Raw genomic sequence first — 22,365 nt, 5'->3', positions numbered from 1 at the left:
TTTCCACCGGCGCGCCATTTCATTTACTTCTGAGCGGCCTTCGGCGACGCCTGCAGCAGATCCGCTTCGTCGGAGACGATGGCGGCAGCTTCGGTCAAGAGCACGTCCTTTGCCTTCTTGCGGGCATTTTCGATCGCGAGATCGGCGCTCAGACTGCGTTCGTTCGACTGCAGGCCGTCGTCGGCATCGGGGTCGTCGCCACCGGTCACCGCTGCGCGGGACTTCAGCCGGGCCTCACGGGCTGCCAACTCCTTGCGGCGCTCGGCCTCGTTCAGCGAAATGGTGCCCTTCTCGCGCTGCGCCTTCAGGTCGGCAATGTCTTCCAGCAGGCTCTTGTAATCAGGATCGTTCTTCACGCGCGCGTCGTGTCGGCTCAGCAATTCCGGCAGCATCGCCGTGACGTCGCCTTCCGGCGAATATTTCGCGGCCTTGATCTGCGTCCAGGGCAGCGCGTTGTCATAGCTCGTCTCGCCGAAGGTCGACGGGTCCGAAAGACCAGGCAGGCTGATATCGGGGGTTACGCCACGCAGCTGCGTCGTGCCGCCATTGATGCGGAAGAACTGCGCGATGGTGACCTTCAGTTCGCCGAACTTCGGCTTGCTGTTATTGGCCATTTCGTCGAGGTCGACGACGGTCTGCACCGTGCCCTTGCCGAAGCTCTGCTCGCCGATGATCACGCCACGGCCGTAATCCTGGATGGCCGCTGCAAAGATTTCGGAAGCCGAAGCCGAGCCGCGATTGATCAGCACGCCAAGCGGGCCGCTCCAGACCGGAGCCTTGAAGTCTGCCTTCTGCACGGCCACCTTGCCGTCGCTGCCGCGCTGCTGCACGACCGGGCCGTTGCCGATGAACAGGCCCGTCAGGTCGATCGCTTCGCTGAGCGAGCCGCCGCCATTGTTGCGGATGTCGAGCAGGACGCTGTCGACGCCCTCCTGCTTCAGCTCAAGCAGAAGCTTCGCGACATCGCGGCTGGCGCTCTTGTAATCCTTGTCGCCCTTCCGGCGCGCTTCGAAATCCTCATAGAAGGCCGGCAGCGTGATGACGCCGACCTTGCGCGTGGCGTCGCCGTCCTTGACTGTGAGAATGTCCTTGCGGGCAGCCTGCTTTTCGAGACTGATCTTGTCGCGCACCAGGCTGATGATGTGATGGCTGCCCTCCGCGCCGGCCTCAGCCGGCAGGATATCGAGCCGCACGACGGAATCCTTCTCGCCGCGGATCATCTGCACGACCTCGTCGAGGCGCGTGCCCATCACGTCCTTGATCGGACCCTTTTCCCCCTGCCCTACGCCGACGATACGGTCGCCGACGGCAAGCTTGCCGGACAGTTGTGCCGGACCGCCGGGAACGAGCTCGCGGATCGTCGTATAGTCGTCGCGCTCCTGCAGCACGGCGCCGATGCCGACCAGGGAAAGCTTCATCGAAATATCGAAATCGGCGGAAGCCGCCGCGCCGAAATAATCGGTGTGCGGATCGACCGAGGTCGCATAGGCGTCCATGAACGTCTGGAAGACGTCTTCGCTCTTGTATTTGTAGGCGCGCTCCAGCGTATTCTCGTAGCGCTTGTCGAGCGTATCGCGGATCGCCGCGTCATCCTTGCCGCCGAGCTTAAGGCGCAGCCAGTCGCTCTTGACGCGCTTGCGCCAGAGATCATCGGCCTCCGCCTCGGATTTCGGCCACGGCGCCTTGTCGCGCAGCACGGCGAAATCCTCGTGCGCGTTGAAATCGAAATTCTGCTTGAGGAGGCCGCGCGCATAATTCATGCGGTCGACGACCCGCTTCTCATAGGTATTGAAGATCGAGAACGGGATCTGCAGGTTCTGCTGGGCGATCGCATCATCGATCTTGCCCTTGTCGGCCATGAATTTATCGATGTCCGTCTGCAGGAAAATCGTCCGGTCGGGATCGAGCGCCTTGATGTAGCTATCCATGATCTTGGCCGAGAGATCATCGTCGAGCGGAACCGGCCGGTAGCTGTAGCGCGTCAGAAATTGCGCGCTCATCTGGGCTGCCTGGCCCTGCTGCTTCAGCGGCTCAAGGACAGGCGGGGCAGCTTCCAGGGCATACGCGGACGGCGCAACTGCAAGGAAAAGACCGAATATTCCGTAGTGTATGCGCATTCCGCTCTGATCCAACTCTGGGTGCCGCGTTTCGAAACAATGATGTAGGTGGAACAATTATGGCTTTTTCGCAACCGGGCGGGCGCATCTTTGCCGATAAGCATTTCGTGATTGTTGAGCTGGGCCCGGCCAATCGTTGCCTTTTCCGGCTTTAAATGTGAGCCGCAAACTCAGCGCAGATCGGCCCGGAGTTCACGGACCCCTCGCCCCAACCGGTCTCGCAGCAGTGTACGCAACGTAGCGCCGTCGACATAGCCGACCTCGGTGGCGATGGCTTCCACATCCATACCGCTGCCATGAAGGAGCGCCTGTGCCCGCTCGACCCGGAGATCCTGGAAATAGGCGAGCGGCGACTTGCCGAGCACCGCCTGGCAGCGCCGCTGAAGCGAACGGGTGCTGGTGCCGAGCGCCTTGGCGGCCTCCTGCAGCGAGAAGCCTTCCTGTAGGTGATCGCGCGACCATCGCTCGAAATGCGAAATCAGCGGGTCGGCCTGCGCCAGATGATTGGGAATGATGTAGAAGGCCTGTGACGAGCGGATATCTGCGAGAAGATAGCGCGATACCAGCGACGCCAATTCCGGGCTGGCCTTGCGGATCAGCCAAAGGGCGAGATCGAGATGCCCCATGGCGGCACCGGCCGTGACGCCGATTGCCGAGGGAACGAGCATACGGGTCTCATCGAGCAGAACCTTCGGATAGCGCTGGCGAAAGAACGGCGCGAGCGACCACGATGTCGTCGCTTCCCGCCCGTCGAGAAGACCGGCATCCGCAATCAGGAACGTTCCGATGCAGGACGAGCCGACCTGCGCACCTTCCTGATGCCATTGCAGAAGTTGGGCCTTGGCCTGGCGAACGTCCGGCCGCTGCAGCGATGGCAGCAATGTCTCGGGCGTCGTTGCCCTGAGGGCGGGCACGATGATCCAGTCGGGTTTCAGATCCGGTGTGATCGGCTTCACCGGAATGATCAGCCCCTGCGCCGAGGTGACCTTCTTGCGTACGCCGACGACGGTGACATCGAAACGCGGCGTCCCGCCGAGCAGCTTTCCCGACAGCGAGTTTGCGGTGGCAAAGGCGTCGAGCGTGACCGTGAGCCCGGAATCGAACAGCCCTTCCAGGGCGAGGACGGCAATGCGCATGGCGTGAATGACCTCGATACTATCTTTTACGACACTATGCGCTTTCGCTGGAAATGGCTAGAGGCCGCGCAACCCTCCCCTGCCCGACTGGCACGATCGCCGAGGCGCATTGGCGTGAATCATATCAAAGTTGGCATTTACGCCCATAGCCACGTGTTCGCCAGGAGTTAGGTTGGTGCGCAGGCAGACGAGCCGGCATCATTTCACTTACGGAGATCAATTTCATGCAACCCACCATCCTGATCGGCGGTGCTACCGGCGCGACGGGCAGCGCCGCCGCGAAAATCCTCCTGGAGAAAGGCTTCGGCGTCAGGGCCTTGGCGCACAAGGAAGATGGCCGATCTGGGCAGCTCAAGGCTCTTGGCGCTGAAGTCTTCGTCGCTGATCTTCTGGATTTCCGTGCTGTCCGCCGGGCTTTTGACGGGATCAAGCGTGCCTATTTCGTCTATCCGATGCGGCCGGGCCTGGTGCAGGCCACGGCGCATTTCGCACAGGCCGCGTTGGAAGCCAGCGCGGAATTCATCGTCAACATGTCACAGAAGACTGCGCGCTCCGACGCGCCGAGCGACTCGGCGCAGCAGCACTGGCTGGCGGAACGCATCTTCGATCGGGCGGGAACGCCGGTCGCCCACCTGCATCCGACCGCCTTCTGCGAATGGCTGCTCTACATGCGCAAGATGATCCGCGAGGGCCGCTACGCCGTCGCCTTCCAGCCAACGGGCCGCTTCGCACCGATCGCCGCCGAAGATCAGGGCGCCGTCATCGCCGCCATTCTTGCCGATCCCACCGGTCACGCTGGCAAGACCTATCCGCTGACCGGTCCTGTTGAGCTGACGCCGCCCGAGATCGCCGAGACCGTCGGCAATACGCTCGGCAAGACGGTGCGCTACGAGACAATTACCGGCGAGCAATGGGTCCTCGAAGTCGCCGGCCAGGACATCCCGTTCCTGACGCAGCACATCAAGGCGATTGCCGAAATGCATCGTGACGGGCTGATGGCGGGCACCAGCGATTTTGTCGAGCGGATAACCGGCCGGGCGCCGATGACGCTCGCAGAATTCGTCGACAAGCACCGCGCCGTCTGGCTCTGATAGGGGCGCGGCGACTGGAAGTTTCATTAGAAAATGCGCGATAGCGGATGGATAAAATCGGTCCGCACGCTCCAGTCGCCCGCCAGTTGCGCTCGATCGCAGAACGAGGCCTTCGCTAAGCTTTTGCAGAAATTGACGAATCACCTATAGTTGCGTCATCCAAGTGCGTGGATTCATCGCCAGCCGTTGGTAATGCGTGGGCCGGTTGCAATTTTGATCTCCAGTTGATGGAGCTCCCGGAATGCATTCAGGTCGCCGGCCGCTGGCCCTCAGCCTCCTCGCTGCGATTGCCCTTACCCAAGCCTCCTGCGCCCAGAAGCCGCCGGCAACGGACCCGCGTACGACCGGGTCTATCTCGAGTGGCAACAGCACGGTGTCATCGCCGCCGCCAGCCACGACCGGCCGTTCGCTGGAGCCGGTGACGGATGTGGAATCGGCTGTTCGGCGCGCAATCAACTGGCATCCTGCAATTCGCGAGGCTGCGGGCAAGATCAAGGAACAGGGCGAGCTGATCGCCGATGCGAAGTCCGGCTATCTGCCTTCGGTCGGCGGCGGCGTGAATCTCGGAGCCGAGAACAACGATCGCGGAGACTGGGCGCCGCGCTTCAATCTGACGGCGACGCAGATGATCTACGATTTCGGCAAGGTCTCCGGGCGCGTCGAGGCGGAATCGGCGCTTGAGGATGCGCGCAAGGCCGAGTTCCTGGCGAGCGTCGACGATGTCATCCGGGAAACGGCGCTGGCATCCGTCGAGGTGCTACGGGCCGAAAAGCTCGCTGTCGTCGCCAACGATCAGATCGGCGACGTCCAGGCGATCGGGAAGCTTGTGGCCGCACGCACCGATCAGGGCGCAAGCACGCGCTCCGACAAGCTGCAGGCCGAGGCCCGGGTGCAATCGGCTGAATCGCGGGCGATCGAGATCGGCGCGCAGAAGCAGCGTTGGGCCAGCGCCCTGAATGCACTGGTGGGCGCCACCTCGCCCGTGCAGCTCGGCGCATCGATGCCCTCGAAGCTGCAGACGGCCTGCGCCGGGGCGACGCCGATCTTCGAGATCGTTCCGGCCGTCGTCGCTGCCAAATCCCGCAAGCGCGAGGCCGATGCCCGCGTCAAGCTCGCCCGTGCCGAGATGCTGCCGACGCTGGCGCTCGAGGCATCCGGCGAATTCAACATGTGGGACAGCAACGAGGATCCCGACTACGTCGTCGGTCTGAAGATCAAGGGCGACCTCTATAACGGCGGCTCGTTCCAGGCCCGCCAGAACGCCGCGAAATATGCGGCGCAGTCATCGGAAGCGGCGGTCGCCGCCGCGCTCTTCGATGTGCAGAAGAGCTGGAATGAATCGAGTGCCCAGGTCATCAGCCTCGAGGCGCTGCAGAAATCGCTGGCGTCGCGCCAGCCGATGATGCGCGAAACACGCGATCTCTATCAGAAGCAGTTCCTCGATCTCGGCACCCGTACATTGCTCGATGTGCTGAATGCCGATCAGGAACTTCACTCGGCGCGCTTCGATGAAATCAACACGCGTTTCGACCTCTATAAGTTGAATGTAGAATGTGCTTATGCATCAGGCCGACTAAGAGAGGTCTTTGGGCTCACGCCACCGGGAGTGAGTGATGAAAGCGCTAACATTAAGAAAGTCGCTTCCGCCAAGCCGATCTGAGCTGACGTATTGAAATTCCCTGCGAATTTTTTTGAAACAATCCGGCTCCGGACGGCCGATCGCCTTGATATCAAGGGCGAAAGTGGCTCAAAGCGGGTCGTTGCGGCAAGACAATCGCCGCAGACACGGCTGCAGATTGTACCATTTTGGTACGGAATGCTCTCAAACTGAGCAGCAACTTTCACCGATCCTAAATTTTAAGTGAAATCCGGCACCGACTCGCGGTTGAAGCTTCCGCTGGTTGTGGCAGTTTTTGACCATACGTGGACATCAACGCGGCGATGGAGCAGCAGGTGTCCGTCGCTGTGGGAGGCGGCTGCAAAACGCTCAAGGGCAACATGTTTGAACGCCATCATCCGCCAAGGCGGTGGTGGATCGGGGCCGCATGACGCGGCGCCAAGCTGTTGAGGAGCCTATCGATGGTCGCAATCGTCTCGGACAAGGTGAGCGGTAAGACAGAAACCGTGGCGGAGGACAAGATTGTCCTCGAGGGGCCAAGCACAGTAAAGCTCGCCCTGTCGCCCAGTGACATCGCCTCCACCGCGCGCGTCGGCGACGACCTCATCATCCATCTGCAGAACGGCCAGGAAGTCGACGTCCAGGGCTTCTATCACAGCCAGGGTGGCGAGCAGAGCGAACTCGTTCTCGAGGATTCCTCCGGAAACGTCTGGATGGGCGACTATGCGGATGCAGCCGGCGATATCACCTTCACGCCCGCAGGCGCAGTCGACCAGCTCGTCGGCGCCGGGGCGGCGGCTGGTGGTGCCGGCGCGGGATCCCTCCTCGGCATCGCGCTGCCTCTTGCTCTTGCCGCGGGCGGTGTCGCGCTCGCCGCCGGCGGGGGTGGTGGTGGCGGCAGCTCGGATGACGACACCGATTCCGACGCGGATTCTGATGCAGATGCGGATGCCGACGCGGATGCTGACGCAGACGCCGATGCGGACGCTGATGCCGATGCGGACGCGGATGCGGATGCCGACGCAGATTCCGACTCCGATGCGGATACCGATCCGCCTTCAGCCGCAACCAATCTGACGGTCAACGCATCCGGATTGCTGCTGAGCGGGCTGGGTGAAGCCGGTGCCACCGTCACGGTGAAGGATGCGAATGGCGATGTGGTCGGGACGGGCACAGTCGGCCCGAACGGCGCCTTCTCCATCGCTCTCGATCCGGCGCAAACAGATGGCAGCGCGCTCTCCGTCACCCTGGAGGATGCGGCGCATAACGTCTCGGTGGCGGCAAACGTCACGACGCCCGATCTCGCGGCGCCGGAAGCCGCGACCGAGCTTGCCGTCAGCAATGGCGGCGCAACGCTCACCGGCCGCGGCGAAGCCGGCGCTACCGTCACGGTCACCGATGCGAATGGCGTCACGATCGGCACGGCAACGGTCGGAAACAATGGGACATTCACGGTATCGCTGGCGCCGCCGCAGGCAAATGGTGGCGAGATCGACGTCGTGCTGAAGGATGCGGCCGGCAATTCCTCCACACCGCAGGGCCTGACGATCACCGACACCGAGGCGCCGGGTACGCCGACCAGTCTGCTCGTCAACGATGCCGGAACGGTCGTGACCGGCCACGGCGAGGCTGGGACGACCGTCACGGTCACCAACGCCGCCGGCACGGTGCTCGGTACCAATACGGTCAATCCCGACGGCACCTTCAGCGTGACCATCGACCCGGCGCAAAGCGACGGCGTGCCCCTGAGCGTCGTGTTGAAGGATGCTGCGGGCAACACATCCGATCCGGGCTCGGTCCTCGCACCTGATCCGGATGCCCCGGCCGCTCCGACCGGCCTCGTCATCAACGCGCAAGGGACGGGTTTGACCGGCGAAGGCACTGGGGGCGCTCAGGTCAAGGTGACCAATGCCGCCGGTGATACGGTCGGTACCGGTACCGTTCTTGGAGACGGCACTTTCTCGGTGACGCTCAATCCCGCGCAGACGAATGGCGGGGAGCTGCATGTCGTGCTGACCGATGCCAATGGCACGTCGCAGCCCGGCATCGTCTTCTCGCCCGATCTGATCGCGCCCGATGCTCCGACCAATCTGCATGTCGATGACACCGGCGTCTCCCTGACCGGCCGTGGCGAGCCCGGCGCGACTGTCAGCGTCAGGAATGCTGCCGGTGATGTCGTCGGCACCGGCACTGTGGCGCCGGATGGGTCCTTCAACATAGCGCTGGCACCCGCCCAAGCGGATGGCGGCAATCTGCAGGTCACTCTCTCGGATGCTGCCGGCCATATGTCGGCAGCCGCCTCGACGCCGACGCAGGATCACCTCGCCCCCGATGCGCCGATCGATCTCGTCGTCAATCCCGCCGGCTCCGTGCTCACCGGCCGCGGCGAGGCCGGAACGACGGTCAAGGTCACGACCGCTGACGGCGTCCTCGTCGGCACCGCGCTTGTCGGCGCGGGCGGCACTTTCACCGTTCCGCTGAGCCCGCAGCAGGCCGACGGGCGGCCACTGGAGGTCACCCTTCAGGATACGGCCGGCAACACGTCAGAGCCTGGCACTGCCGCGACGGTGGATGCAACGCCGCCTGCAGCCGTCGCCGGACTCGATGTCAATGATGCCGGCACGGTGCTCACCGGCCAGGGCGAACCCGGAGCAACGGCGGCTGTGACCAATGCCGCGGGTACCGTGATCGGCACCGCGACGGTTGGGCCGGATGGATCCTTCACGATCGGCCTCTCCCCGGCGCAGACCGATGGCGGCGACCTGGAAGTCCGTTTGACGGATGCTCAGGGCAATCAATCCGCCGCAGCCACCGTCGCATCGCCCGATCTCCTCGCTCCTGACGCGCCGACCGATCTCGCCGTCGCGGCCGATGGCGGCAGTCTCACCGGCAAGGGGGAGCCCGGCTCGACCGTTACGGTCACCAACGCCGGTGGTGATCCCATCGGCACGGCAACAGTTGGCACCGACGGCAATTTCACCGTCGCACTAGCGCCGCCGCAGACGGATGGCGGCAATCTCAACGTCACGCTGACCGACGCCGATGGCAATGCCTCGGCGCCCGAACAGGTGCCGTCGACCGACCTGCTGGAGCCCGACGCCCCGACCAATCTCTCGCTGAATCCCACCGGCACTGTGCTCACTGGCCGCGGCGAAGCTGGGGCGACGGTGATCGTCACCAATGAAGCCGGCACTGAGGTGGCGACCGGTACGGTCGGTACCGACGGTACCTTCACAATCCCGCTCAATCCGGCGCAAGCCAATGGCGACGACCTCACCGTCAGGCTCGACGACCCCGCCGGCAACCAGTCCGAGACAGCCTCGATAACGACACCTGATCTCGCGGCTCCCGATGCTCCTCTCGACGTCGCGATCAACGGCGCCCGGACGGTGCTGACCGGCGACGGCGAGGCCGGCGCGACCATCACCGTCAAGGATGCCGACGGGGTTACCGTTGGCACCGGGCTCGTTGCGCCTGATGGCAGCTTCTCGATCAATCTCAGCCCGGCGCAAACCGCGGGCGGCACCCTGCAGATCGTGCAGGCCGACGCAGCGGGCAATGCCTCGCAGGCGACGGCCTTGCCCTTGACGGATATTCAGCCGCCGGAGCCGCCGACCAGTTTGCTGGTCAGCGCCAGTGGGCTGCAGCTCACCGGTGTCGGCGAAGTTGGTGCCACGGTCACAGTGACCAATGGTTCCGGCACCGTGCTGGGCACTGCCCTCGTCGGTGCCAACGGCGCCTTCAGCGTTGCGCTCTCGCAGGCACAGCTCGACGGGCAGACACTCAGTGTCACGCAGGAGGATGCCGCAGGGAATGATTCCACGGCGGCTACGGTGCTCGCGCCCGATCCTGATGCCCCGCCCGCACCGGACAATCTGATCGTCAATGCCGAGGGAACTGCCTTGACTGGCGACGGCCTCGCCGGCAGCACGGTCACGGTTTCGCGTGCCGACGGCACGGTCATCGCCACGGGCACGGTCGGCGGCAATGGCACCTTCAATATCCCGCTTGATCCGGCACAGGTCGATGGCAGCGACCTCAAGGTGGTGCTGACCGGAGCCGGCGGAACATCGCAGCCGGGCTTTGCCGAGACGCCCGACCTGACGCCGCCCGATGCGGCGACCAATCTCTCCGTCGACGATGGCGGGGCAACGCTGATGGGCAGAGGCGAGCCCGGCGCGCTCGTCACCGTCACCAATGCTGCCGGTATCGAAGTCGGCACCGGCACGGTCGGCGCCAACGGCGTCTTCAATGTGGCGCTCTCGCCCGCGCAGGCCGATGGCGGCAACCTTTCCGTCGTGCTTTCGGATGCGGCCGGAAACGACTCCGATCCGGCAAGCACAGCCACCACCGATACCACTGCCCCGGACGCGCCGACCGAGCTCGGCGTCAACGGGACCGGGACGTCGCTGACCGGCGAAGGCGAAGTCGGTGCAACGGTTACCGTGACCAATGCCGCCGGCACTGTCGTTGGCACCGGCGTTGTCGGCGCCAGTGGCGCCTTCACGATCGGCCTCTCCCCGGCGCAGATCGATGGCGGTGACCTGCAGGTGGTGCAGAAGGATATCGCTGGAAACATCTCCGATCCCGGCACCGCGGCTACCCCGATCTCGTCGATCCGGCCGCGCCCACCGGGCTTACGGTCAACGCTACCGGCACCCTGCTCACCGGCCAGGGCGAAGCAGGTGCGACGGCGACGGTCTATAACGCCCTTGGCATCGCCGTCGGCACGGCGATCGTGGCCGCAGGCGGTGCCTTCAGCGTCACTCTGTCCCCGGCACAAGCCAATGGCGGCGCGCTGACGGTGGTGCTCGAAGATGCCGCACACAATATCTCCGATCCCGGATCGATCCTGACACCGGACCTGCTGCCACCGGATGCGCCGACAGGCCTTGCCGTCAATGCATCGGGCACCGAGCTGACGGGCACGGGCGAGGCTGGAACCACGGTCACCGTCGTTGATACCGATGGCAATGTCGTCGGTACCGGCGTGGTTCACGCCGACGGCACCTTTAGTATCGGCCTGTCGCCGGCGCAGGTCGATGGCGGCGCTCTGGAGATCGAGCTCAGGGATACCGCCGGCAACATCTCGCTTCCCGGCAGCATTCTCGCGCCAGGGCTCGACTTCCAGCTCACCGATGCCAGCGCCACGGCGACGCTCGATCGCACCGTGACGGATATCCCCGAAGCGAGGCCCTCCACTGCATCCGATACGCAGTTCGATCTACTCGGGCTCAACATTGGAAATCTTGCAAGCGTCAACCTCGGCTCGGCAAACCAGCCGGTCGTAAACTTCAATCTCGGTGGGGCAAACAACCATGTCGCCCTCGATCTCGGGATATCGGGCGCGCTGCAGATCGGCCTGCTGAGCAGCTACACAGTCATCATCGAGCGCTTCCAGAATGGCGCCTGGGTGCGTCCGGGCGATCTCGGCAATCAGGTGCATAACGGCATCCTCGATCTCGATCTGCTCGGTCTGGGCAGCACCCATGCCGTGATCAGCCTCGACGACATACCGGCCGGCACCTACCGCGCAACGCTGGTTCCCGACGCCGGGGTCAATATTGGTGTTGCCCTGACACGCGACATATCCGTGGTGGCAACGGATCTGACGGAACAGGTCAATGTCAGCGTCGGAGAAAAGGCGACCGGCAATTTCATCGCCAGCTCCGCGACCGGCAGCGTCGATGACCTCCAGGTCGGCTCGGTCAATTTCGACGGCCATGCGCACGCGATGGTCAATGGCAGCGTCAGCGTCACCGGCGATTTCGGCACACTGCTGATCCATGCCGACGGCAGCTACACCTACACGCCGGATACCGGCGTCGCGGCGGGCGGTACGGATCATTTCGCGGTGACGGTCTTCGACCCCGATACCGGCAATGCGCTGACCGCCGATCTGAGCATCGATGTCGATATCCATGACGCCTCGTCCGCCACGGCTGCGGCATCCAGCATCTCGACCCTTGCTTTTGCCGAGACCGATGCGGTGGACGCAAGCAGCGCGACGACGCATGCGACGGCCGAACGCACTGATAGCTCCACCCATGATACCGGCGATTCAGCCAGCCATGCCACCGGCGACGAGACGGCGGGGCTGGTGCCGGATCAAGGTGGCCAGGAGATCGATCTCAGTGGTCTTTCGGCCATCTCGCACGATGCCCCGGCAACGGACACGGGATCGGCGGCCCCGGTAGCTGTGGAGACGCACGAGGTCGCGGCTCCCGTCGAGACTGCTGCGACTGTGACGATCGATCCGTTCGAGCCGATCAAGCCGGATGACGATCTGACCACGCATAAGCTTCCTGTCGTGTGACGGTTAGGAGATTGCCGATGGCTCTTGCAGACGACACTCCCGCAGCATTCGAACAGCGAAGCGGGGCCACGGCCGCAGTCGCATCGAACACAGCAGATGATCCGCGTGGCCTGCGCTGGATCGAGATCGTCGGCAGGCTCGCGCAGCACTACGGCATCACGCATTCCCGGTCTGCCAACAGCTACCTGCCGATCATGCAGGAGACGGCGTCGCCGTTGCGCCGCATCGAGAAGCTCGCTCGCCGCTTCGGCCTGGATGTGAAGCCGGTTGAACCGGTGGTCAGCGGCATCACCGGCCGGCGCCTGCCGCTGCTTTTGGAATTGAAGGACGGCGCGGTTGGCCTGATCACGGAGATCAGGGATGGTGAGGCCAAGATCACCTTTGCCGAGGATAACGGCCAGTGGACATGGATCGAGACATCCTATCTGCAGGATGGCATTGCCCATCTGCTGATCGCGCGAGACGCCCGCACACGGACCGACGAACGGGTGGATGCCTATATCGCGCCCGATACGCATGGCTGGTTCCGCAAGCTGGCGCTCAATGATCTTCGCCCCTACGGCTATGTGCTGCTTGCCTCGCTGATCGCCAACGCGTTGTCGGTGACCGGCGTGATCTTCTCGATGCAGGTCTATGACCGCGTCGTGCCCGCCAATTCGATGAGCACGCTGGTCGTGCTGTTCATCGGCGTCATGCTCGCCGTGGTCTTCGATTTCATCATGCGGAAGATCAGGACGCTGATCATCGACGTGCTCGGAAAACGCGCCGATATCAAGATTTCGGACGTGGTCTTCGGTCATGCGCTACGGGTGCGCAACCAGAACCGGCCGAAGGCGACCGGAACCTTCATCGCGCAGCTGCGCGATCTCGAGCAGGTCCGTGATCTCTTCACCTCGACGACCGTCGCGGCGATCGCCGATCTCCCCTTCTTCTTCCTCTTCCTGGCGTTGATGGCGCTGATCGGCGGATGGCTTGCGGTCATCCCCGCGGTGGCGCTGCTGCTGATGATCGCTCCCGGATTGCTCGCCCAGCGCCGCCTGCGGGCATGCGCCGGCCAGGCGATGCGCGAGGCGTCGCTGCGCAATGCGATGCTGGTCGAGGCGGTTCAGGGCATCGAGGATATCAAGGCGCTGCAGGCCGAAAGCGTGTTTCAGGAAAAGTGGAATACGTTCAATACGGCAAGCGCTGATGCCCAAGTCCGGCTGCGCTACATCACCAGCATCCTCACCGGCTGGGGCCACAGCATCCAGACCAGCGTCTTTGCGGTCATCGTCTTCTGCGGCGCGCCGATCGTCATGAAGGGCGACATGAGCACTGGCTCGCTGGTCGCCTGCTCGATCCTCGGTTCGCGGATGATGGCGCCGATGGCGCAGCTGACGCAGGTCTTGAGCCGGTTTCAGCATGCCAAGCTCGGTCTGCACAGCCTCAATACGATCATGAAGATGCCGGTTGATCATCCGCCGGCGGAAACGCGGCTCTCGGTCGGCTCGTTGCTCGGGCAGTACCAGCTCAGCAATACGCTCTATTATTACGGCCAGCCCGTCGGCAAACCGGCGCTTTCGGTGGCGGAACTGAAGATCGATGCCGGCGAGACGATTGCCCTGCTCGGCAAGAATGGCGCGGGAAAATCGACCCTGCTTCAGGCCTTGTCAGGGCAGATCGAACCTGCCTCCGGCGAGGTGCTGATCGACAATCTCGCCATGGAGCAGATCGATCCCAACGATCTCCGCCGCGAAGTCGGTTTGCTGACGCAGAACTCGCGGCTGTTTCACGGCACCATACGCGAAAACATCCTGCTCGGTGCGCAGAGCGCCTCTCAACAAGCGCTGCTTGACGCCCTCCAGATGACCGGCGCCGACGACTTCATCCGCATCATGCCGAAGGGCCTTGATCACCTGATCGATGAAGGCGGGCGAGGTCTTTCCGGCGGCCAGCAGCAGGCGTTGCTCCTGTCGCGGCTGCTGATCCGTAATCCATCCGTCGTGCTGCTCGACGAGCCGACGGCCTCGATGGACGAAGCGACCGAGCGGCTTTTCATCCGGCGGTTTTCCGTCTGGTGCCGCGGCAAGACGGTGGTGATCGCCACGCACCGGATGCGGGTTCTCGATCTGATCGAGCGTGTTGTGGCGCTCGATCAGGGCCGGATCGTGCTCGACGCGCCGAAGGAGCAGGCGTTGCGGGCTCTCAGAGGCGAACCGGCGCCGCAGACACCGGAGACGGCGATCGCCCAGCGCGAGCGCCTCGAGCGAGCCTTCGAGCAACGTCCTGTTCAGGAGCGGAGCAGCCCATGAGCACCTCTTTTTCCCGCGCCATCGACGATAGCTGGCATTTCGGCGGCGAAGATGCCGTCCGCCTCTCCAAGGCAACGCGCGTCGTCAAGCTCTTCCTGCTGCTCCTCATCGTGGCGATCGGCTGGGCGAGTTTCGCTGTTCTCGACGAGGTCTCGACCGGCGACGGCAAGGTTGTCCCGATCCGCCGCGAGCAGGTCATCCAGTCGCTGGAGGGCGGTATCGTCTCGACGCTGAAGGTTCAGGAGAACCAGATCGTCGAGGCCGGGCAGCTGCTGGCGCAGCTCGACCCGACGCTGACCGAATCCGATGTCGGTGAATCGACGGCCAAATATCGTGCAGCGCTGGCAAGCTCGGCGCGGCTGACGGCAGAGGTCAATCAGACCCCGCTTGTCTTTCCCGACGAGCTGAAAAGCGATCCCGATCTGATCGCCACCGAAACCAAGCTCTACGATGCGCGGCTTGGAAACCTGAAACAGACGCTGAAATGGCTGGACGAGTCCCTGGCGCTCAGCCGCCAGGAGCTCAGCGTTAACGAAGGCCTGAGCGAGATGGGAGCGGCAAGCAGCGTCGAGATCATCCGGCTGAAACGCGAGCAGGCTGAACTCGAGCTCAAGAAGGTCGAGGCGACGACGCAATATGTCGTCGAGGCCCGCGAGCAGCTTTCAAAGGCCAATGCCGACGTCGCCTCGCTGCGCTCGGTGATCAAGGGCCGTTCCGACAGCCTAGCGCGCCTGACGCTGCGCTCGCCGGTGCGCGGCATCGTCAAGAATATCGAGGTCTCGACAATCGGCGGCGTCGTGCCGCCGAACGGCAAGCTGATGGATATCATACCGCTCGGCGATCAGTTGATGATCGAAGCGCGCATGTCACCGCGCGATATCGCCTTCGTGCACCCGGATCAGCGGGCGACGGTGAAAATCACCGCCTATGACTACGCGATCTATGGCGGCCTGGAGGGCAAGGTCGTGACGATCTCGCCGGATACGATCCAGGACGAGGTGGATCCCGAAATCTACTATTACCGCGTCTTCGTGAAGACCGAGAAGGATGCGCTGAGCAACGCGGCCGGCAAGCAATTCCCGATTTCGCCGGGCATGATCGCAACCGTCGACATCCATACAGGCGAGAAGAGCGTGCTCGACTATCTGATCAAGCCCTTCAACAAGGCGCGTGAAGCGATGAGAGAGCGCTGAGGCATGATGGGGTTCATCTCCGACGCCGATCTCGCGGCGCTGCGCGAGCAGGTGCGGCGAGGCTGCCAGGAGCTTCAACACCCCTACCCTGCCTTCGTGCTGTTCATCTCCTTCTCCTCCGGCAAGGAGCGCGCGGCGGTCCGGATGGTGCGCGGCGCAACGTACAACGCCGTTTGGCAGGCCGGGGTCGCGGCGATACGCGAGCTTGCGGAGCAGCAAACGGGTGAGAACTTCTGGCTCCGCATCGATTGGCCGATGGCCGTCGAGGCGACGACTTTCGCTGAGCTTCACCGCATGCTCGCGGGCACCAAGCGAAACTATTTCCGGCTCGGCATCAGCTTCGATGAGAATTTCGAGCATGCCCTCCTTGAGCAGGAGCTGAACGCCAATGCGATGCTCTACGGCGGCAATCATAACCCGACGGCCGAATTCAACGAGGGCAACTTCCGCGCCTATTTTCAAAGCCGCTTCCCGATCACTCCTCTGCCAGCCTTTGGGGACGATACGCGAGTGCATCTCTTCACCAGCAAGGGCGCGTTCTTCGATGGCGATACCTTGCACGATCTCTATCCGACGGGCCGCAATGCCGGCCGGCGGATCATCGATGCGCTGAGCATACCGTTGCTCAATTCGCTGATTGCGGCCGGATCCGATTTTCTCGCCGATCAGGTCGGTGCGGACGGGTGTTTCGTCTACGGCCTGCATCCATGCTTCGACCGGAGCATCGATAGCTACAATACGCTCAGACACGCCAGCGCGACCTACGCGATGATCGAGGCCTACGAAGTCACGCGCAGCCAGTCGTTGCGCGACGCGATCGAGCGTTCTCTGACCCGCATGAGAGACGATTTCATCGTCCGCACGGATTTGCCGGATGGGCGCCCTGCCGCGTTTCTGGTCGAGGCGAATTCCGAGATCAAGCTTGGTGGCAATGCGCTGGCGATCCTTGCGCTCGCCAAGCTGGCTGAGGTGGAAGGCGGCGATGCTGATCACGGGCTGATGTCGCGGCTCGCAGCCGGCATCTCCTTTATGCAGGACGCGGAGAGCGGCGCATTCCGTCACGTTCTCGATTTCCCATCAGTCGCCACCAAGGATGCGTTCCGGACGATCTATTACGAGGGCGAGGCTGCCTTCGCGTTGATGCGCCTTTATGATCTCACCGGAAACGGGGCGTTGTTGGCAGCGGTCCAGCGGTCCTTCTCGCATTTCATCGCAGCCGGCTATGAGAGGCATCACGATCACTGGCTGGCTTATGCCGCCAACGAACTCACCCGCCATTGCCCGCGGGAGGACTACTACCGCTTCGCGATTGCCAATGTCGCCGGTCACTTGGATTTCGTCGCCAACCGGGTCACCACCTTCCCTACTCTGCTGGAGCTGATGATGGCGTCTCGGCAGGTGCTGACCCGGCTGGAGGGTGACCGAGAACACGCGCATCTGCTTGGACATATCGACCGGAGTCGTTTCGGCGCGGCCCTCGAACGCCGGGCCCTCTATCTGCTGAACGGTCACTTCTGGCCGGAACTGGCAATGTTCATGAAGAACCCTGCACGGATCGCAGGCTCATTCTTCATCCGCCATCACGCCTTCCGGGTGCGCATCGACGATGTCGAGCATTACCTGTCCGGACTGATCGCCTATCGCCGGCAGGCCTTGGAAGCCGCGGCAACCGTCGGCCTCGGCCAGCGCAATCTGGCAGGAGATCGCGACGCTCCCGAAGATTGCCCGCAGGCGCAGCCTGTCGGGTAAGTGCGTACGCCATTGGTGGTGCGTAAATCTTTTCAAAAACAGCTTCTTAACGATCGTTTCTGATAGAGTGGTTTAAAATTATTCGCTTTAGGCTTGTCAGTTTTGTTGAAATATATTCAATGGCTTAGACGGATATGTTGAGCTTATTCTCTAGAAATCTTCCGGCCGCCGCATCGATCTGCGGCGGCCGAGCCTTGGGAGGCCAGTCTTTCTTAGATGATGCCGCCACCACCGGCAGCCGAAGCCGGGCGCTCGGCCGAGACCTTCTTGCGGTAGCCGCTGGCGCGGTAGGTTGCGACCGGGTCGATGGCGCCGCCGGCGCGGCGGCGGGCTTCGGCGAGGATCGGCTCGACATCGGCGCGGTAGGCGCGCTTTAGCGTTTCGGTTGCCATTAGCGCGTCGTTCTCATCCTGATAACCGGCGAGCGCCTTGCGGTCGACGAGCAGAGCCTGCGCATAGGCGCGTCGGATTTCGTTGGCGCTGTTGATCAAGCTCTCGATCGGGTCGGTGACGTTATGCGACTGGTCGATCATATGGGCCGGATTGAAGTCGTTGACGCCGCGCTGTTCGGCATCGACGAGCTCGTTGAAGACGAGGAACAGGCGGTAGGGCTCGATCGAACCGGCATCGAGATCGTCGTCGCCGTATTTCGAGTCGTTGAAATGGAAGCCGCCGAGCTTGCCGAACTGGATCAGCCGGGCGACGATCATCTCGATATTGGTGTTCGGCGCGTGGTGGCCGAGGTCGACGAGGCACTGCGCCTTGGGGCCGAGCGTCTGGGCAATCAGGTAGTTGGTGCCCCAATCCTGCACTATGGTCGAGTAGAAGGCCGGCTCGTACATCTTGTGCTCGGAGAACAGCTTCCAGTCGTCGGGCAGCGCCTTGTAGATGTCGCCCATCGAAGCGAGATAGCGCTCGAAAGCCTTGGTGAAGTTGCTCTGGCCCGGGAAGTTCGAGCCGTCGCCGATCCAGACGGTCAGCGCCTTGGATCCGATCGACTTGCCAATCTCGATGCATTCGAGATTGTGCTCGACGGCCTGAGCACGGGTTGCCGCGTCGGTGTGGCTGAGCGAGCCGTACTTGTAGGAATGCTTCTGGCCGGGCGCGTCCGAGAAGGTGTTGGAGTTCATGGCATCGAAACCGAGGCCGAGCGCATCGCCCTTGGCGCGCAGCTCCTTGGCATCGGCCTTGTCCCACGGAATATGCAGCGAGACATTCGGCGTCGCCCGCGTCAGCTCGTTGATGACTGAGCAATCGTCGAGCTTGTCGAAGATGCCGCGCGGCTCACCGGTTCCGGGGAAGCGTGCAAAGCGCGTGCCGCCCGTGCCGACGCCCCAGGAGGGAACGGCGACGAAGAATTCGGACACCTTGCGGGTGACGTTTTCGATATCGATGCCGCGGCGCGAAAGCGTGGCGCCGAGCGCGTCGTAGTCTTCTTTGAGCGCGGTCGCGCGCTTGTCGTTCTGCTGCGCGATTACATCCCGCGCGATCTTCTGTTCAGTCATGATTTCCTCCCGATCTCGATTCCTCCCTTCTCCCCTCGGGGAGAAGGTGGCCCGAAGGGTCGGATGAGGGGGCTACCCGCACCGTCACTTCTGGCCTTTCGCAATTCGCTCAAGGCACGCCTCGCGTTGCTCGGCATCCCCCTCATCTGCCCTGACGGGCATCTTCTCCCGCTGGGGAGAAGGGAACCTCACGCCTTACCGCGGGAAGCTCTGCGCGTTGCCGGCGTCAACGTTGATGATGTTGCCGGTCGATTTGGCCGAGAGATCGGACGCCAGGAAGTAGATGGCTTCGGCGATGTCTTCCGGGAAGACGTTGAGCTTCAGCATCGAACGCTTGCGGTAATGTTCCTCGAGATCGTCCACCTCGATCTTCGAGGAGGCCGCGCGCTGTTCGCGCCACTCGCCATTCCAGATCTTCGAGCCGCGCAGAACGGCATCCGGGTTGACCGTGTTGACGCGAATGCCGGCTTCCGCGCCTTCGAGCGCCAGGCAGCGTGCGAGATGGATTTCCGCAGCCTTTGCCGTGCAATAGGCTGCGGCATTCGGCGACGAGGCAAGGCCGTTCTTCGAGGCGACGAAGACGACGTTGCCGCCGAGATTTTGCTTGCGGAACAGGCGGAAGGCCTCGCGCGAAACGAGGAAGTAACCGGTCGCCAAGATGTCGATGTTCTTGTTCCACATCGAAAGCTCGGTGCTTTCGATCGGCGCCGAGGATGCGATACCGGCGTTGGATACGAGAATGTCGATGCCGCCGAATTCGACGCAGGATTCGGCGAAGGCCGAGATGACCGCATCTTCCCGGGTGACATCGAGCTTGACGCTGCGAACCGCGTCGGCGCTGTACTTCTTGGCGAAATCGGCTTCGGCGGCAGAGAGCGCTTCGGCATCGATATCGGCGAGCACCACACAGGCACCCTCGCCCATCAGGCGGGCGGCCGTTGCACGGCCGATGCCACCGGCGCCGCCGGTGACGAAGGCAACCTTGCCGGCCAGGCTCTTCGGCTTCGGCATGCGCTGCAGCTTGGCTTCTTCAAGCAGCCAATATTCGATATCGAAGGCTTCCTGCTCCGGCAGGCCCTGATATTCGGAAACCGTCGAAGCGCCGCGCATGACGTTGATGGCGTTGACGTAGAACTCGCTGGCGATGCGGGCCGTCGCCTTGTCGCGGGCAAACGAGAGCATGCCGACGCCGGGCACCAGGAAGATGACCGGGTTCGCATCGCGCATGGCGGGCGAATTGTCATGCTTGCAGTCATTGTAATAGCGGGCGTAATCGGCGCGGTAGGCTTCGAGCGCCGCATCGAGACCGGAAATGATGGCATCGACATCCGGCTTGGACGGATCGAAGTCGACGATCAGCGGGCGGATCTTGGTGCGCAGGAAATGGTCGGGGCAGCTGGTGCCGAGCGCGCCGAGCGGGCGCAGGTTCTTCGAATTGACGAACTCGAGCACGGCATCCTGATCGTCGAAATGGCCGAGCTTGCGCTCCTGCTTGCCGATGCGGCCGCGGATTTCCGGCATCAGTCGGGCGGCAATGGCGCGGCGCTCGGCAACCGGCAGGCTCTCGGTCGCTGCACCGCCGAAGATCGTCTTGCCTTCGGTCTGCTGCGCGAACCACTCGATCGCCTTGTTGATGATATCGAGCGTCAGCTCGTAGCAGGCCTTGGCATCGTTCGCCCAGGTGAACAGGCCGTGGCTTTCGAGAACGACGCCCTTGGCATTCGGGTTGGCCTTGACGAAGGCTTCGAGATCGAGGCCGAGCTGGAAGCCCGGGCGGCGCCAGGGCAGCCAGCCGATGTCGGCGCCGAAGATCTGCTGCGTCAATTCCCTGGAATTCTTGGAGGCGGCAATCGCGATGATCGCGTCAGGATGCATGTGGTCGACATGGGTGAACGGCACGAAGCCGTGCAGCGGCGTATCGATCGACGCGGCGCGGGAGTTCAGGTTGAAGGTGCAATGCGGCAGGAAGCCGACCATGCGGTCTTCGTCCTCGACACCCTTGTAGATGCTCTTCAGCGAGTCGAGCTTGTCCTGATAAAGCGTCGCGAAGCCATCGAGCTTGATGGTGCCGACGTCGCCGCCGGAGCCCTTGACCCAGAGAATCTTGACCTTTTCGCCGTTCAGCGGATCGGTTTCCATCACCTTTGCAGAGGTATTGCCGCCGCCGTAATTGGTGATGCGCTTGTCGGCGCCAAGGAGGTTCGAGCGGTAGAGCAGCTTGCCCGGCTCATCGAGTTTCGCCGCGTAGCTGTCATCCCAACGGTTATCAAGAAGCCGGACGTTGGCCGCCATGTCATCCTCCCATATGAGTTCTTCTGCGCGGAGAAATCCACGCTGTTGTCGTGACCGATATCGCTCATGAAAATGCGCGCTGTCAATCGAAAACGATCAAAAACAATTATTGTGCAGCGCAATATGAAAATTCGTGATCGTTTTTGATTGACAGCTTTTAACCGATACGAAATAAATATGACACGGAGGACCCAATGCACGAACGCGAACGCCATCGCATCATCATGAGCGCGGTACAGGAAAAGTCTGTCGTCACGATTCAGGATATCGCTGAACTGACCGAGGCTTCCGAGGCCACGATCCGTCGTGACATTGCGGCCCTTCACGTGCAGGGTAAGATCCGTCGCGTTCGCGGCGGCGCCGAGGCCGTTCACCCGCCGCAGCTGGGCAATCTTGCCGGCCGTCCGTTCCGGGTGTCAGAATCAGTCAATATCGATAAGAAGCGCGCAATTGCCCGCGCAGCCGTCGATCTCTGCGATCCCGGCGACGCCATCATCATCAATGGCGGCACGACGACATTCCAGATGGTTCACTTCATGTCCGGCCACCGGATGCAGGTGATGACCAATTCCTTCGCGATCGCCGAACATCTGGTAAAGCACTCGAAGAATACGGTGACGGTTCCGGGCGGCGTGATCTATCGCGAGCAGAGCCTGATCCTGTCGCCTTTCGACAATGACGCGATCCGTCATTTCTATGCACGCCGCTTCTTCTTCGGTGCCCAGGGCGTCGGCCCGCACGGCATCATGGAAGCCGATGCGCAGATCATTCAGAGCGAACAGAAGCTGATGCATCAAGCCGACGAGCTCGTCGTCATGGTCGACTCAAGCAAGTTTCGCCGCCGCTCGAGCCTCATTCTGTGCCCGCTCGAGCGCGTTTCGACGATCATCACGGACGATGGCATCCCGGAGGAGGCCGTCCGCATGATCGAGGATGCAGGTATCAAGCTCGTGATCGCGAGCGCAGCCGCACAGGCGGCAAGGGAGGATTCCTCGTCGGTCGCCTGAGGGGCGCCGGCCGGATGTCGTTAGACTTAATCAACGTGGGAGGATGAAAG

The 22,365-nt window shown here is 62.9% G+C and carries 11 protein-coding genes and 1 pseudogene; 8 read left to right on the top strand and 4 right to left on the bottom strand.

From position 1 onward, the window contains the following. Positions 1-23: 23 nt before the first annotated feature. Positions 24-2,117 carry a carboxy terminal-processing peptidase gene (locus F2982_RS21665; protein WP_203430847.1) on the bottom strand — a complete coding sequence of 698 codons (2,094 nt, stop codon included), beginning with the start codon at positions 2,115-2,117 and terminating at the stop codon, positions 24-26. Between the two features lie 170 nt (positions 2,118-2,287). Beyond that, positions 2,288-3,253: a helix-turn-helix domain-containing protein gene (locus F2982_RS21660; protein ID WP_203430846.1), complete on the bottom strand. Its 966-nt coding sequence runs from the start codon at positions 3,251-3,253 to the stop codon at positions 2,288-2,290. A 224-nt stretch (positions 3,254-3,477) separates the two neighbouring features. On the opposite strand from F2982_RS21660, the gene F2982_RS21655 reads away from it, so the two are divergent. From F2982_RS21655 to F2982_RS21625, 7 genes and pseudogenes are all read left to right on the top strand, one after another. Then, positions 3,478-4,344, top strand: a complete 867-nt coding sequence (locus F2982_RS21655; protein ID WP_203430845.1) for an NmrA family NAD(P)-binding protein — start codon at positions 3,478-3,480, stop codon at positions 4,342-4,344. A gap of 241 nt (positions 4,345-4,585) precedes the next feature. Beyond that, the gene (locus F2982_RS21650) at positions 4,586-6,004 is read left to right on the top strand and encodes a TolC family outer membrane protein (protein WP_203430844.1); all 1,419 of its coding nucleotides are present in this window, start codon (positions 4,586-4,588) and stop codon (positions 6,002-6,004) included. Between the two features lie 419 nt (positions 6,005-6,423). Continuing rightward, positions 6,424-10,503, top strand: a pseudogene (locus F2982_RS21645) (Ig-like domain-containing protein); the annotation flags it as partial. A 119-nt stretch (positions 10,504-10,622) separates the two neighbouring features. After that, complete coding sequence (locus tag F2982_RS21640) at positions 10,623-12,278, top strand: Ig-like domain-containing protein (protein WP_246777650.1); 1,656 nt, start codon at positions 10,623-10,625, stop codon at positions 12,276-12,278. A 17-nt stretch (positions 12,279-12,295) separates the two neighbouring features. After that, the gene (locus F2982_RS21635) at positions 12,296-14,569 is read left to right on the top strand and encodes a type I secretion system permease/ATPase (RefSeq protein ID WP_203430841.1); all 2,274 of its coding nucleotides are present in this window, start codon (positions 12,296-12,298) and stop codon (positions 14,567-14,569) included. Further along, complete coding sequence (locus tag F2982_RS21630; RefSeq protein ID WP_203430840.1) at positions 14,566-15,762, top strand: HlyD family type I secretion periplasmic adaptor subunit; 1,197 nt, start codon at positions 14,566-14,568, stop codon at positions 15,760-15,762. The genes F2982_RS21635 and F2982_RS21630 overlap by 4 nt, the downstream gene beginning before the upstream one ends. Before the next feature lie 3 nt (positions 15,763-15,765). Beyond that, positions 15,766-17,511 carry a poly(glycerol-phosphate) alpha-glucosyltransferase gene (locus F2982_RS21625; protein WP_203430839.1) on the top strand — a complete coding sequence of 582 codons (1,746 nt, stop codon included), beginning with the start codon at positions 15,766-15,768 and terminating at the stop codon, positions 17,509-17,511. A 212-nt stretch (positions 17,512-17,723) separates the two neighbouring features. Here F2982_RS21625 and rhaI read toward each other — a convergent pair whose 3' ends face one another. Beyond that, on the bottom strand, positions 17,724-19,016 hold the full coding sequence (rhaI, locus tag F2982_RS21620) for an L-rhamnose catabolism isomerase (RefSeq protein WP_203430838.1): 1,293 nt from the start codon (positions 19,014-19,016) through the stop codon (positions 17,724-17,726). A gap of 195 nt (positions 19,017-19,211) precedes the next feature. Beyond that, positions 19,212-21,308: a bifunctional rhamnulose-1-phosphate aldolase/short-chain dehydrogenase gene (locus tag F2982_RS21615; protein ID WP_203430837.1), complete on the bottom strand. Its 2,097-nt coding sequence runs from the start codon at positions 21,306-21,308 to the stop codon at positions 19,212-19,214. 194 nt (positions 21,309-21,502) lie between these two features. Here F2982_RS21615 and F2982_RS21610 point away from each other — a divergent pair, with 194 nt between their 5' ends. Continuing rightward, the gene (locus F2982_RS21610) at positions 21,503-22,315 is read left to right on the top strand and encodes a DeoR/GlpR family DNA-binding transcription regulator (RefSeq protein WP_112720559.1); all 813 of its coding nucleotides are present in this window, start codon (positions 21,503-21,505) and stop codon (positions 22,313-22,315) included. Positions 22,316-22,365: the final 50 nt, after the last annotated feature.

It is taken from the genome of Rhizobium sp. BG4, from assembly GCF_016864575.1.
In the GTDB taxonomy this organism is placed as follows: domain Bacteria; phylum Pseudomonadota; class Alphaproteobacteria; order Rhizobiales; family Rhizobiaceae; genus Rhizobium.
Note: the sequence above shows the minus strand (reverse complement) of the source record. Positions and strands in the feature narration are given on the sequence as shown.